This is a genomic window from Bacillus sp. FSL K6-2865 (assembly GCF_040311405.1).
In the GTDB taxonomy this organism is placed as follows: domain Bacteria; phylum Bacillota; class Bacilli; order Bacillales; family Bacillaceae; genus Bacillus; species Bacillus velezensis.
In genome coordinates this window covers 2,307,507-2,321,532 of record NZ_CP152036.1, presented here as the reverse complement: position 1 = coordinate 2,321,532, position 14,026 = coordinate 2,307,507, and the positions used below count along the sequence as shown (strand labels likewise).

Genomic DNA, 14,026 nt, shown 5'->3' with positions numbered 1-14,026 from the left:
GGATTCTTATCCTGCGGCTTTTTTAAATCCGGGAAGTTGACTTTATCACGGCATTCCATTAGCCTGTAATTGATAGTGAAAAGGGAGGGGAACGGATATGGATTTACATACATATGAAAAAGAGTTTTTTGATCTGTTAAAAAGAGTATCCCACTATGTCGAAGCCATTGCACTTATGCATTGGGACTTAAGAACGGGAGCCCCAAAAAAAGGCTCTGATGACCGGGCGGAAAGCATCGGACAGCTGTCGGCTGACGTTTTTCAAATCCAGACATCCGACCGGATGAAAGAGCTGATCGACATCCTTCTCGCGCATGCAGAAGAGCTGCCTGAAGATACAGTGAAAGCGGCGGAACTTGCGAAAAAAGATTATGATCATAATAAAAAAATTCCTGAAGATGAGTATAAAGAATATGTCATTTTAACATCGAAAGCTGAAACGGCTTGGGAGGATGCAAAGGCTGCCTCTGATTTTTCTATGTTTGCTCCGTACCTTGAGAAGCTGATTGATTTTAATAAGCGGTTTATTTCGTATTGGGGCTATGAAGATCATCCATACAACGCATTGCTCGATATTTTCGAACCGGGTGTTACGGTAAAGGTGCTGGATCAGCTGTTTTCTGAATTGAAGGAAGCGATTATTCCGCTTATCAAAAAAGTGACGGAATCCGGCAATAAACCGGACACTTCCTTTATAACGAAAACGTTTTCGAAAGAACAACAAAGAGCCCTCTCCTTGTATTTCTTAAAAGAGTTCGGGTATGATTTTGACGGCGGCCGCCTGGACGAGACGGTGCATCCGTTTGCGACGACAATCAACCGGGGCGATGTGCGGGTGACGACCAGATATGACGAAAACGATTTCCGCACGGCGATTTTCGGAACGATTCATGAATGCGGGCATGCGATCTACGAGCAGAATATTGACGAAGCGTTGAGCGGAACGAACTTATCTGACGGTGCATCCATGGGAATTCATGAATCCCAATCGTTATTTTATGAAAACTTTATCGCCAGAAATCAACATTTCTGGACCGCCTATTATGAAAAAATGGTTGAGGCTTCGCCTGATCAATTTCAAGATGTGAAAAGAGAGGACTTTGTACGCGCCGTAAATGAGGCGAAACCCACATTTATCCGAATTGAAGCCGATGAGCTGACATATCCGCTTCATATTATTATCCGTTATGAAATTGAAAAAGCGATTTTCAGCAATGAAGTGACAGTGGAAGAACTGCCTGCATTGTGGAATCAAAAATATCATGATTATTTAGGCATTACGCCGCCATCTGACGCAAAAGGCATTTTGCAGGACGTACATTGGGCGGGCGGAGATTTCGGCTATTTCCCTTCCTATGCGCTCGGATATATGTATGCGGCACAGCTGAAGCATACCATGCTTGACGATCTGCCTGAATTTGACCAATTAATAGAACGGGGCGATTTTGAGCCGATCAAACAATGGCTGACAGAAAAGGTTCATCAGCACGGAAGACGCAAAATGCCGCTTGACATCATAAAAGATGCAACGGGAGAAGAGCTGAACGTTCAATATCTCATTGAGTATCTCGTCGGCAAATATTCAAATTTATATTTATAAACGAAACGCCCGGCATACACCGGGTGTTTTTCTAAAAATTCTAAAAACACGAATAATCGAAAACCAATTCTTTGTAAAAGTTCGGAAATATTCAAATTTCACTATGCAAAAGAAGTGTATCTTGTTATAATTTGATTAATATCATACGAACACTCATATAATCGCGTGGATATGGCACGCAAGTTTCTACCGGTCACCGTAAATGTCCGACTATGAGTGAGCAATGGAACGGCTTTATTCGGCCGTTGCGTGTAGATCATTCGGCATTGCTTGCTCTTTTTTTGGAGAGCGGGCAATGCTTTTTTTATTTTTTATAAGCGGGGGTAATCATTGTGGAAGCATTAAAACGAAAAATAGCAGAAGACGGAATTGTTCTTTCTGATCAAGTGCTGAAAGTGGATTCTTTTTTAAACCATCAAATTGATCCGGTTCTCATGCAGCAGATCGGCCGGGAATTTGCGCGCCGTTTTGCAAAAGACGAGATAACCAAAATCGTCACAATTGAATCTTCGGGCATTGCCCCTGCGGTGATGGCCGGCCTTGAACTCGGCGTTCCCGTCATCTTTGCGAGAAAAAGGAAGTCTCTCACATTAACGGATGATCTGCTGACGGCATCCGTCTATTCTTTCACGAAAAAAACAGAAAGTCAGATTGCAATCTCCGGAAATCATCTGTCGAAAGATGACCGCGTGTTAATCATTGACGACTTTTTAGCGAACGGACAGGCGGCAGAAGGACTTTTATCCATCGTAAAACAAGCAGGCGCAGCGGTTTGCGGGATCGGAATCGTCATTGAAAAGTCATTTCAGCCGGGAAGAGATGAGCTGATAAAAAAAGGATGCCGGGTCGAATCATTGGCGAGAATTCAATCGCTTGAAGACGGAAAAGTGACATTTGTACAGGAGGTCCGTTCATGAAAAACGGCTATGCCAAAACACTTTCCCTCGGTATCCAGCACGTGCTTGCCATGTATGCCGGCGCCGTCGTCGTTCCTTTAATTGTAGGAGCGGCATTGGGACTGAACGCAGAACAGCTGACATATCTCGTATCAATTGACATTTTTATGTGCGGGGCGGCTACGCTGCTTCAAGTATGGAGGAATAAATGTTTCGGCATCGGCTTGCCTGTTGTGCTTGGCTGTACGTTCACCGCGGTAGCGCCGATTATTTCCATCGGTAAGGAGTACGGGATTTCAGCCATTTACGGGAGCATTTTGGCATCGGGTCTGCTTGTCATTCTGCTGTCGTTTTTCTTCGGCAAGCTCGTATCCTTTTTCCCGCCTGTGGTAACCGGATCTGTCGTGACGATTATCGGGATGACCTTAATGCCGGTCGCGATGAATCATATTGCCGGCGGGGAAGGCAGCAAGGATTTCGGTGATCCGGCTAACCTTGCCCTCGGATTTACGGTACTCGTCATCATCGTGCTGCTTTATCGGTTTACAAAAGGATTTTTGAAATCCATTTCGATTTTAATCGGCATTGTCATCGGGACGGCCATCGCATATTTTATGGGAAAAGTGCAATTTGACAATGTGGCGAATGCTGACGCAATTCAAATGATTAAACCGTTTTACTTCGGGACGCCGACATTTCATGCGGCACCGATTATTACGATGTCCATCGTTGCCATTGTCAGCCTTGTTGAGTCAACCGGCGTCTATTTCGCTCTCGGTGACCTGACAAACCGGCGCCTGTCTGAACGTGATTTAGCAAAAGGCTACCGCGCGGAAGGCCTGGCGGTATTCATCAGCGGCATTTTTAATGCTTTTCCGTACACGGCTTATTCCCAAAACGTCGGCCTCGTGCAGCTGACAGGAATTAAGAAAAACGCGGTTATCGGTGTCACGGGCGCACTTTTAATGCTCTTCGGCCTTTTTCCGAAAATCGCAGCCTTCACGACCATCATCCCGTCTTCGGTACTGGGAGGCGCGATGGTGGCCATGTTCGGCATGGTCATCTCCTACGGCATTAAAATGCTCAGTCAAATTGACTTTAAAAAGCAGGAAAACCTTCTGATTGTCGCGTGTTCGGTCGGATTGGGACTCGGTGTAACCGTCGTTCCCGATATGTTTAAGCACCTGCCGTCTTACTTAAATCTGCTGACCACAAACGGAATCGTCGCCGGAAGCTTTACCGCCGTCCTTTTGAATATTATTTATAATATGATTCCTAAAACGAAAAAAACCCTTGACGTGACAAGGGTTCAAGAGGGTTAGTTATCTGTTTTTCTTTAAAATAACATCTTATTTTATCCAGATCGAGGATGCTTCCGAAAGTTTGCTGAACTTTTTGTGAGGCATCCTCTTTCATTTATTATTTTCATTGTTTGAAAAGAAACAAATTGAGTGATGAGGCATCCGCCTTATTTCGCCGAAAAACCGTCCCGGACTATATGTACGTGAACGAGTATCTTGTGCACGGATCCTTACAAATGAGAGTGAAAAGAAGGGAAAGCCCCTTCTTTTAATTAATCCATCCTTCAAAAGTTGCGCGATAGAACCCTTCGATTATCTCTACTTTCTTAAGGTAATATGTAACACCATTCTTAACAGTTGTATTTGGGATATCCCATCTATGAAGGTAATCCATTGTAAAAGAATCTTTGGTCGCTTGTGTCGAAATTTTTGTTTGAGTTGAGTCGCTATTTGTATGACCAGGGCTAGATGCAAAAGCAGGGGCAGCGGAAACGAGTAAAGCGAGAGACAAGGCAGAACCAGTTAAAACTTTTTTTAATTTCATTTTAAACACTCCTTTGTTTTTTAATACACTTGTATTATTACATACAATGCAAAAATAACCAAGGGTTTTTTTGTTAATATTTTGTGAGCGTGAATGTAGTTAGGGGCAATCCTTTCATTCACTGTTGCGGCTTATTTCAGAATATTGATAAGTATATAGAGAAAAAGAGTTGAATATTGCCGGCTTCTGGTGAACTTTAGATATTTCAATGCTTTTCCAACGGGGAAGATGTGATAGTAACTTAATCAATTGTACAAAAGTAAAATCTTTATTTAAAATGTTATAAATACGGATTTTCAATATAGGAGGTTATCTGATGGCAGAAAAGAAAAAAGCTTTAATCATTGTGGATGTACAAAAAGCCTTTGATGATAAAAAGTGGGGAGAACGAAATAACGTTAAGGCGGAAGAAAATATCAGCAAAATACTGAAATTATGGAGAGAAAAAGGATGGACAGTCATATACATACAACATATTTCTGATAAACCTGGTTCTTTATTTTATCCAAAAAATGAGGGGGTTGCCATAAAGGAAATCGTTAAACCTATGGATAAAGAAGTCATTATAACCAAGAAAGTAAACAGCAGCTTTATCGGGACTAATCTAGAAGAGCTCTTAAAATCAAATGATATAACAACTGTCGTAATAACTGGTTTGACTACGCCCCATTGTGTTTCAACAACTACAAGAATGAGCGGTAATTTAGGATTTGATACATACCTCATTTCAGATGCAACAGCAGCCTTCGGGATGAGAGACCAAAATGATACATATTATGATGCAGAGACTATTCACAATATATCTCTGGCCACGTTGCATGATGAATTTGCCACAATATTAACGACTGATCAATTAATCAATGATTTTATAAAAACAAACTGATTAACATTATGGCTAAGGCCGGCGGTAGGGATAGGCGGCTGAAATTCAGGCGCATACAAGGACCTCTTCGGAAAATACGGGGGTTGCCGACTCTTTTCATCGTCGCAATATCGATTGAAAAAAGGCATCTGCTTCAGATGCTTTTTTTGTTTCTTGTAAACCGGTTTCGGTAAAAAATGATCGGCGCGGTTAACGGTCTGATTCGGCTTCGGTTTTGAATAACAAAAGGCTTTACTAATCAGCGAAATTATTCAAGATTTTTTGGCTTGTGCTGAGTCTCGTGTTTTTTGATTTCCTCGAATAGATTGGCTTGATCATCTTTTTAGGCTGAGCTTCTTTGTTAAGACATTTTGGATCGATCACATTTTTAAGGTCTTTGATGGTTAAAGGCTTACAGTCATCTTTTAATTCGTAACCTAATTGTCCATTAGCTTCTAAAAGTGGCATATTTAATTGTGTTTATATTTGAAATGCCAAGAAGCCTTAAACGCATTTCGAGTTGATCTGCTGTCAGCCTCAGCTTCTTTAAGTTTTCTATATTGAGTTGGCCGTCTTCTATAACGAATTTAGATTTTCCGGTTAAAAAAGATTCAATCCAGTTTACTTTTACTTGAAACCACTCCATTAAAATCAAAGCGCTAAAAAGGATAGACGCAGCGATTAATGTTTTCAATAAACTGGTTTCTAAAATGGGGTGAACGATAATCGTACCGATTGAAATCATGACCATTGTCTGTGCAATGGTCATTTGTGCAATGGATTTTCTCCCTGAAATTCTCAGTAAAATCATTCCGAATACAATTATAATTAATTCTTCCCAAGCAAATCTCATGTTATCACCCTGGATTGTGTTTTATCAAAAATAAAAGAGCAAGTAAGAGGTTTTATGTGTACTTGCTCACGAAAAATTATTGCCCTTACATTTAATTTTATTCATTTTAGGTGTTTTTCTGATCGGGGATGTCCTGCGCCCCTCGTCCAAAAGAAGGTTTGATAACTAAAGAGGGGAGGAAAAACATTCCATGGCCTTTTGTTTACGTCAGCATATATCAAGAATAGAGTTACCTTAACATTAGCTGGGGAACTCAAGCGTCCATAGAAATGTTCTGAAGGATCTGGATTGATTCTTCGTAAAGAGTTGAGGCTCGGCTTTTGGATAGACATGTGATTCACTAAAGTGCTGCAGGATCCGATCAAAAAACCTATGGCAGGAGAGAATTTTAGATTATGTGTTTTTGCGTCTAAAAGCAGAAAACAGTACAACTGATAATGATCATCGGGTGAAATGAAATTACGCACCTAGGTGCTATATGTTGGATCAATTATAAAAGGCAGTGAAACTAGAAAAAGGGGCAAAGCCCCCTTCATATTAGTAACAGTGCTCATCATTCCCATACCAGATTCCGTTCCGGAAAGAAACTTCTTTTAGATACCAATTGTTCATATCCTCCAGAAGTTGCAAAATCAGGAGATACCGATACAAGTAGAGCAAGAGATAATTCAGAATCTGTCACAATTTTCAATTTTGACACTTCTTAGGTACATGTTAGCAATCATTTATTCTCTTATCGGCACGGTAACATACGGATTATTTTTAGTTGATGCTTAGAACAAACATTCCGCGTCATGAAAAATCAGCTTTTGTAGACGGCTGTCCAAGTGCCATCAGCACCATGGAAGGTGATGTTGTCTAAATAATAGGTGATTCCATTCCGGTAAATTGAAGTAGGATAATCAGGTCCGGAACCATTAAGTATGAACGTCGCCAAAGCAGATACTTCCTTCGTTTTACTTTCTGCAGAAGGTGTATCAGCAGGACCTGCGGCAAAAGCAGGGGCGGCAGAACAGAGTAAAGCGAGTGATAGGGCTGAGCCGGCTAAAGCTTTCTTCATTTTCATTGTAAACACTCCTTTTCTTTTTAATACAATTGTATTATTACATATTATGTTAAATATGTACATGCTTATCTTTGTTAATTTTTTGTGAACAAACAGATAATCTATTTAAACGCAGAGATGAAATAAGTATGATGATGAAGCAATTATCATCTATAAATATAAGATCAGAAAGTGGCTGATTTTCTCAAAAATCATCTGCTCTTGCGAAATGAGGAGTTGCATGACATTTACGGAACGGGCCGTAGCCATTATCAAACAGATTCCTGAAGGAAAAGTGATGACGTATGGTCAAATTGCCGATCTTGCGGGAAGTCCGCGGGGAGCGAGACAGGTTGTGAGGATTCTTCACTCCATGAGTAAAAAGCATCGTCTTCCTTGGCATAGGGTCATCAATGCAAAGGGCGAAATCGGATTGAGAGACGAAGAGATGTTTTCTGTACAGAAGCTGTCTCTTGAAGCTGAGGGGGTAGCGGTCACGTCAGACGGACGGATCGATCTCAATTTATACGTCCATGATCCGAATATGTAAAAAAACCTGCCGTATATCGGCAGGTTTTTCAGTTTTATGCTTTGAGCCGGCCAGAAAGGTTTTGCCGGATATAAGGCCATTCCTCCCGAAGGATGGAGTAGTAGGCGGTATCTCTGAGGCCGCCGTCGACAGCCGGAATGTGTGCGCGGCGGATCCCTTCAAATTGGGCTCCGATCCGTAAAATCGCAGTCCGTGAGCGTTGGTTGCGAACGTCGGTTTTCAGCGTCACCCTGACAGCTTGCCACACGTCAAACGCATGGGTCAGCAACAGAAGTTTACATTCCGTATTGACACCGGTCCGCTGCACGGCAGAGGCATACCATGTGCTGCCGATCTCACACACTTCCGGAGCTGCGTCCGCCGGCCGCGTAAACACTTTCACATCCATAAACCGCGTGCTTCCGACGATTCGGTCTGTTTCAAGACTCCGTACTGCAAATGGCAATGCAAGTCCTTTTTCATAATCGGAAAGCGCGCGCTCAATATAACGCTTTGTTTCTTCGATTCCGTCAGGAACATGGGTGTAAGCGTAAGTCGTCCTATTTTCTGAACCAGCGTCACAGAGTGCCTGAGTGTGATCAATCGCCAGCGGCTCTAACTGAACGAGTGATCCTTTAAGAATGACAGGCTTCAGCATTCCTATCACAACCTTTTTTTATGAATGGATTAAGTATAGTCGAAGAGTTTCTTATTCAAAAGGGCCAATTTCCTATTAAAATGGCGGGTCAGTGAAATCCTCGATTCAAACTTATGCATACATTCAGGAAAAAAGCGGAAACCTTTATGTAAAGAGGTGATGGTCATGGCATATGTGTTATCTGTCGGAACGAGCATTCCGAAGTATCATGTCTCGCAAGAAACGGCGGCGGATTTTGCGAGAGGGATGTTTGCCGATTCATTTAAGGATATTGATCGGCTGTTAAAAGCCTTTCAAAACGGCGAAATTGAATCAAGGCAGTTTGTCCGGCCGATTGAATGGTATAAAACGGCACGGGGTTTTTCAGAAAAAAACCGGCTGTATACGGAAGAAACCGTAAAGCACAGTGCGGATGCGGCACTTGATTGTTTAACAAACCCGGATTGTTTAACAAATCCCTTTCCATATGAAAAAGTCGATGCGATCTTTTTTATTTCCAGCACCGGGCTTTCAACACCCAGCATTGAAGCGAAAGTGATGAATCAGCTACCGTTTTCTGTGAAAACAAAACGGATACCGATCTGGGGTTTAGGATGCGCGGGCGGAGCGGCCGGCCTGTCCAGGGCGTACGAATACTGCCGCGCGTATCCTGAAGCATACGTGCTTGTCATCGCGGCTGAACTCTGCAGTTTAACGTTTCAGCCTAACGACAAGTCAAAAAGCAACTTAATCGGAACCTCCCTGTTTGCGGACGGGATTGCCGCAGTACTAATCGGAGGAGAAAAGGCGAACCGAAACGACGTCAAACAGCCGCTTCTTCCGCGGATATTCGCCACTCAATCGGTGATGATGCCGGATGCGGAAGATGTGATGGGCTGGGAATTCACCGACAGCGGTTTTCAAGTCATCTTTTCAAGAGACATTCCCACCCTGGTTTCACAGTGGCTGAAGGACAATGTTGATGAATTTTTATTTGAATATGGCGTCAGTCCTCACGACATTAAAACCTTTCTTGCCCATCCAGGCGGGAAAAAGGTCATTGACGCCTATTTAACGAGTCTTTCAATGGACTCCGGTCAGCTTGCGGCATCTCGGAAGGTGCTGCAAAAACACGGGAACATGTCTTCCGCAACTATTTTTCATGTGATAAAAGAACAGTTGCTCCGCGGACGGCAGAAAGAAAACGAAAAAGGGCTGATCGGCGCTCTCGGGCCGGGATTTTCGTCTGAGCTTTTGCTGTTCAGCTGGGAAAAGGGGGCTTCTTAATGTTTTGGCTGTTTATCATGCTGCTTGCAGCCCAGCGGATTGCGGAGATGATCGTGGCCCGGCGCAATGAGCAAAAGGTGAAAAAGCAAGGCGCAGTCGAATACGGAGAAGGACATTATCCCTTTCTCGTCCTGATGCACGTGCTCTTTTTTGTCTCTCTTACAGCTGAGGTGGCGGCGTTTCAAAAAACGCTTTCTCCAAGGTGGGCCGCCATTATATGTATTATTTTATTTGTACAGGGGATCAGGTATTGGGCGCTATTATCATTAGGGCGGTATTGGAATACGAAAATCCTTGTCGTGCCGGATGCGGAGCTTGTCAGAAAGGGGCCGTACAGGTGGATGAAGCACCCGAACTACGCGGTCGTCATCTTAGAATTTATTTTTCTGCCGCTGTTATACGGAGCGTATTGGACACTGTTTCTCTTTTCGATTCTCAATGCCTGCATGCTCACTGTGAGGATTCGCGCCGAAGAGAAAGCGCTAGAAGAAAACACCGCAAAATAGAGATTGAAAATCATTCTCACTCATGATAAGATATAAATATGAAAATGATTCTCATTCAAGGTGGTGCCGAAAATGACAATGTTATTTTTATTTGCAGCCGTTTGTACATACAGTGTTTTAATTGGTTTCGTATTGAAAAAAGTTTCGAATAAATCGATGTCTTCTTAAACATCTGCGGTTTTTCCTGCCGCGGATGTTTTTTCTTTATCAGCTGCCGATATCGGCGGCTTTTTTGCGTTTCCTGAAGAAAAGTGAGCCATTCTTGTGTAAAATGGGGGAGAGGTTTTTTTCAGAGCTTTCTAAAAATGAAAAACGTCATTTGATGCGACAGACACAAAGGGGTAAAGACACATGACAGAAGAAGAACGCCATAACAGGGAGATTTTCAGCAGAACGGGTGCCTTATACGCACAATTTTTGGATCATCAGGATGAAAAACGGGCCGATCAGCTCGCGGCCATTATGAAAAAAGCGGCTGATGAAGAGGTTTATATCGCGTTTACCGGGCATTATTCGGCCGGAAAGTCCTCTTTATTAAACACATTGCTCGGTGAAGACATACTGCCGACAAGCCCGATTCCCACAAGCGCCAACCTCGTTGTCATCCGGCACGGTGAAGATAAAGTCGTGCTTCATACGACGGACGGGGCTTATGCAGAAATTAAAGGAAGTTACGATAAAGAACAAGTGCAGCAATTCTGTAAAGACGGTGAGCAAATTGAAACGGTGGAAGTCTATGCCGGCTTTAAGGAGTCAGAGCCTTATGCGGCCTACATTGACACACCGGGAATTGATTCGACGGACGAAGCGCATTTTTTATCTGCCGCTTCGGTTCTCCATCAGGCTGACGCTTTATTTTACGTCGTTCATTATAATCACGTTCATTCAGAAGAAAATATGCTGTTTCTCAGCTCCATCAAAGACCGTATTCCGAATTTGTTTCTGATCGTCAACCAAATTGACAGGCATGATGAAACTGAAACGAAGTTTGAAGAGTACCGCAGGCAGGTGGAAGACATGCTTGAAGGCGCGGGAATACCGAAAGAATCGCTTTTCTTTACGTCTGTCACTGAGCCTGACCATCCTTTAAACGGCATGGAACAGCTGAAAAAACATCTGTGGAAGCTGAAACAGCAGGCAAAAACAAATTTATGGTCCTTAACGGAGAGAAAAGTTGCACACTTAGTCAAAGAGCATACAGAGATGCTCATAAAAGAAGATAAAAACGGCAGCGGAGAGCAGTTTGACAAACAAGAAGCACTTGTCCGTTCTGTTGAAGATGAGCTTAAACAAGCCGTTCAACAGGCTGAAACAGCAGAGAAAGACATCAGAAAAGACGTGCAGAACATATTGCAAAACGCTAATCTGACACCCTTTGAGATGAGGGAGCTTGCATCTGCTTATATTGAATCACAGCAGCCCTCATTTAAAACCGGATTATTCTTTTCAAAAGCGAAAACGGCTTCGGAAAAAGAAAGAAGGCATGCTGAATTTTTTGCCGATATTAAAAAAAGAACGGAAGGGGAAGCGGATTGGCACATTATCGACACATTTACGAAAGCGGCCAAGCGGTATGAAGCGGATTCGGACGAACTGATCAAGAAAATCCAGGCGTACCGCACACCGCTTTCTGATGATATCACCGCTCAGGCCCTTAAGCAGGGAGCGGCCTTTTCATCTGAATACGTATTAACTTATACGAAAGACCTCGCTGAAATGATCAGAAGGGAAGCCAAAAGACAGACAGCGGAACTCATTGAGGAGCTGACCGCTTATGTTCAGACAAAAAACGGACCGCTCATTGAGAACTTGAAAAACCGGCTCGAAAAAGAAAAGAAAATAAGGGATGAGCTCGCGCAATCGGCAAAAGAAGAACGCAATGCCTTGGAAAAAGCAGCCCGCGTCCGCGCTTTGTGGGAAGAAGAATTGACCTGTGATACGGGAAGCGGCGACTGGTATACGCGAAAAAAACGCCTTGCGAAAGTGCCCGTCCAAAAAGAGAAACCAAAAGAGGCTGTACAGCATGAAGTAAGCAAGCCCGAAAAAAATGCGATGAAGGAACTCCCTATAAAAGAGCAGACTGATCGGTTCTATGAGCTTGCCGGGATTCTTGAATCCTCGAACATATTAGGAAAACAGGCAGAAGCCTTTCGAAGCAGGATTGAGCGGCTTGAAAACCGTCAGTTTACCTTGGCGTTATTCGGCGGATTCAGTTCCGGTAAATCATCATTTGCAAATGCGCTGGTCGGTGAATACGTGCTTCCGTCATCACCGACGCCCACAACGGCTACGATCAACAAAATAACGAAACCGCAAGACGGCAAACCGCATAAATCTGCGGAGATCGTTTTTAAAACGGAAGAGGAGCTGGATGCTGAAATGCTTCAGCTGACTGAGCTGAAAGACGCTGACGTAAAGGGGCGTTCACTGAAAGAGAGATGGAATTATGCCATTAAAAAGGGGAAAATTCCGGATGAACTCATCCCGGTGATTCAGACGATGCTGCAGGCGTTTGATGCGTATGAAGAACAGATCCGTCAAAGGCTGACACTGACGGTGCCGGTTGAAGGTTTAAAACCGTACGCAGCCGAAGAAAAAACGGCCTGCTGCGTAAAAGAAGTCACCGTGTATTATGATTCGCCTCTCACGCAAAAAGGCATCACCATTGTTGATACGCCGGGAGCAAGCAGTATAAACAAGCGCCATACGGAGCTTGCCTTTCAATATATAAAAGATGCTGACGCGTTCTTTTATATGACGTACTATCAGCATTCTTTTTCAAAAGGAGACAGGTCCTTTCTGAAGAAACTCGGCCTCGTCAAAGAATCATTCGGCATGGATAAAATGTTTTTTGTCATTAACGCCGCCGATCTGGCCAAAACCGAAAGCGAGCTGGAAACCGTCAAAGACTATGTCCGCTCAGAACTCTCAAAAGAGGGAATTAACCGGCCGAAATTATATCATGTCTCAAGTAAAGAAGAGCTTGCGGGTAAAAAAGCAGCTTTTTATAACAGGTTCTCTGAAGTAAGAACCGGGCTTGAGCACTTTATTGAGGAAGATGTAATGAGGGCCAGCTGCGCCCAGCTGAAAACAGAGGCGGACAAATTGTGCGATATGGTGGAACAGCTTCACGAATCTCTTCACCAGTCGGCAGAAGAAAAAGAGAAAAAGAAACAGCGTCTGGAGTCTTCCTATGAAAAAGCTCTCGCTGACATTTCAAAGCGCCGTACGTCTGAGGTCATCATTCGAAAAGTGATGAAAGATACGGAAGAACAGCTCTATCACATTAAACACCGCCTGACGTTTTATGCGAATGATATGCTGAAAACCGCCTTCCATCCGGGTCTTCAAAACGGTGATTGGAAACAAAATATATCAGCGGCGCTGAATGAAGCGATCAAGGAATTCCGTTTTGAATATATTCAAGAGCTGAAAACGCTCGATATCCGGATGACCGGTTTTATTGAGCGCCATATGACTGAGGAATGGATGGAAAACTGTCAGAAGAAGCTTATGGAAGACGGAGATTTCTCCATTTATGTGAGCGGTGAAAACGAATTTGCCGTTCAGCTGAAAGAGGTCGCTCCGGTCATTGACGTCTCGGCATTCTCACATCACGTAAAGGAAGTTAAATCACCGAAGCAGTTTTTTGAACAGAACGGAAAAGCAGCGTTTGTAGAAGGGCTCAGGCTGAGCCTGCAAAAAGTGACAGAAAAGTGGCTTGAGCAGGAGAAAGAAAGCCTTTCAGAGCGATATGCTGAGCAGGTGCGCCGTCTGCAAGAAAACATGGCGGATAAAAGCCTGTCCCAGATCCGCGAGCAGCGGGACACTTATTTACAAGGTCTCGCGGAAAATACGAGTGCAAGGGAAATTGAACACCTTTACGAAGCCGAAAAAGCATGGAAAAAGAAAGATGAAATGCTGAAAATTTAAAAATCCGGTTGGCGGGCAGATAACAGTCGTGGT

General features: G+C 43.5%; 12 protein-coding genes, 1 pseudogene and 1 riboswitch. Of the genes and pseudogenes, 9 read left to right on the top strand and 4 right to left on the bottom strand.

Annotated features, from left to right (window positions below):
* The first annotated feature begins 97 nt into the window (after positions 1-97).
* From NYE42_RS11370 to pbuX, 3 genes are all read left to right on the top strand, one after another.
* The gene (locus tag NYE42_RS11370) at positions 98-1,600 is read left to right on the top strand and encodes a carboxypeptidase M32 (protein WP_012117826.1); all 1,503 of its coding nucleotides are present in this window, start codon (positions 98-100) and stop codon (positions 1,598-1,600) included.
* A gap of 133 nt (positions 1,601-1,733) precedes the next feature.
* Positions 1,734-1,833: riboswitch (purine riboswitch) on the top strand.
* 99 nt (positions 1,834-1,932) lie between these two features.
* Positions 1,933-2,517, top strand: coding sequence for a xanthine phosphoribosyltransferase (gene xpt, locus NYE42_RS11365; RefSeq protein WP_095353022.1), 585 nt, complete (start codon positions 1,933-1,935; stop codon positions 2,515-2,517).
* Entirely contained in the window at positions 2,514-3,818 is a 1,305-nt protein-coding gene (gene pbuX, locus NYE42_RS11360; RefSeq protein ID WP_012117824.1) for a xanthine permease PbuX, read from the top strand. Before xpt ends, pbuX begins: the two co-directional genes overlap by 4 nt.
* Before the next feature lie 247 nt (positions 3,819-4,065).
* On the opposite strand, the gene NYE42_RS11355 is transcribed toward pbuX, so the two are convergent.
* Complete coding sequence (locus NYE42_RS11355; protein ID WP_015417694.1) at positions 4,066-4,341, bottom strand: hypothetical protein; 276 nt, start codon at positions 4,339-4,341, stop codon at positions 4,066-4,068.
* 316 nt (positions 4,342-4,657) lie between these two features.
* Between NYE42_RS11355 and NYE42_RS11350 the strand changes: the two genes are divergently transcribed.
* Positions 4,658-5,224: a cysteine hydrolase family protein gene (locus NYE42_RS11350; RefSeq protein WP_095353023.1), complete on the top strand. Its 567-nt coding sequence runs from the start codon at positions 4,658-4,660 to the stop codon at positions 5,222-5,224.
* 247 nt (positions 5,225-5,471) lie between these two features.
* On the opposite strand, the pseudogene NYE42_RS11345 reads toward NYE42_RS11350, so the two are convergent.
* A pseudogene (locus NYE42_RS11345) lies at positions 5,472-6,056 on the bottom strand (DUF421 domain-containing protein).
* Between the two features lie 802 nt (positions 6,057-6,858).
* Positions 6,859-7,122: a hypothetical protein gene (locus NYE42_RS11340; protein ID WP_032866282.1), complete on the bottom strand. Its 264-nt coding sequence runs from the start codon at positions 7,120-7,122 to the stop codon at positions 6,859-6,861.
* A 220-nt stretch (positions 7,123-7,342) separates the two neighbouring features.
* On the opposite strand from NYE42_RS11340, the gene NYE42_RS11335 reads away from it, so the two are divergent.
* A complete protein-coding gene (locus NYE42_RS11335; protein ID WP_007612133.1) occupies positions 7,343-7,651 on the top strand; it encodes an MGMT family protein in 309 nt (102 codons plus the stop codon).
* A gap of 34 nt (positions 7,652-7,685) precedes the next feature.
* On the opposite strand, the gene NYE42_RS11330 is transcribed toward NYE42_RS11335, so the two are convergent.
* On the bottom strand, positions 7,686-8,288 hold the full coding sequence (locus NYE42_RS11330) for a GNAT family protein (RefSeq protein WP_033574703.1): 603 nt from the start codon (positions 8,286-8,288) through the stop codon (positions 7,686-7,688).
* Between the two features lie 165 nt (positions 8,289-8,453).
* Here NYE42_RS11330 and NYE42_RS11325 point away from each other — a divergent pair, with 165 nt between their 5' ends.
* From NYE42_RS11325 to NYE42_RS11310, 4 genes are all read left to right on the top strand, one after another.
* Positions 8,454-9,554: a 3-oxoacyl-[acyl-carrier-protein] synthase III C-terminal domain-containing protein gene (locus tag NYE42_RS11325; protein WP_352426469.1), complete on the top strand. Its 1,101-nt coding sequence runs from the start codon at positions 8,454-8,456 to the stop codon at positions 9,552-9,554.
* Positions 9,554-10,060, top strand: coding sequence for an isoprenylcysteine carboxyl methyltransferase family protein (locus NYE42_RS11320; RefSeq protein WP_003153565.1), 507 nt, complete (start codon positions 9,554-9,556; stop codon positions 10,058-10,060). The genes NYE42_RS11325 and NYE42_RS11320 overlap by 1 nt, the downstream gene beginning before the upstream one ends.
* Positions 10,061-10,132: 72 nt before the next feature.
* Positions 10,133-10,228, top strand: coding sequence for a Fur-regulated basic protein FbpC (gene fbpC / locus NYE42_RS11315; protein WP_025284905.1), 96 nt, complete (start codon positions 10,133-10,135; stop codon positions 10,226-10,228).
* Between the two features lie 183 nt (positions 10,229-10,411).
* Positions 10,412-13,993 (top strand): dynamin family protein, encoded by a 3,582-nt coding sequence (locus tag NYE42_RS11310; RefSeq protein ID WP_352426468.1) that lies wholly within the window; start codon positions 10,412-10,414, stop codon positions 13,991-13,993.
* Positions 13,994-14,026 lie beyond the last annotated feature (33 nt).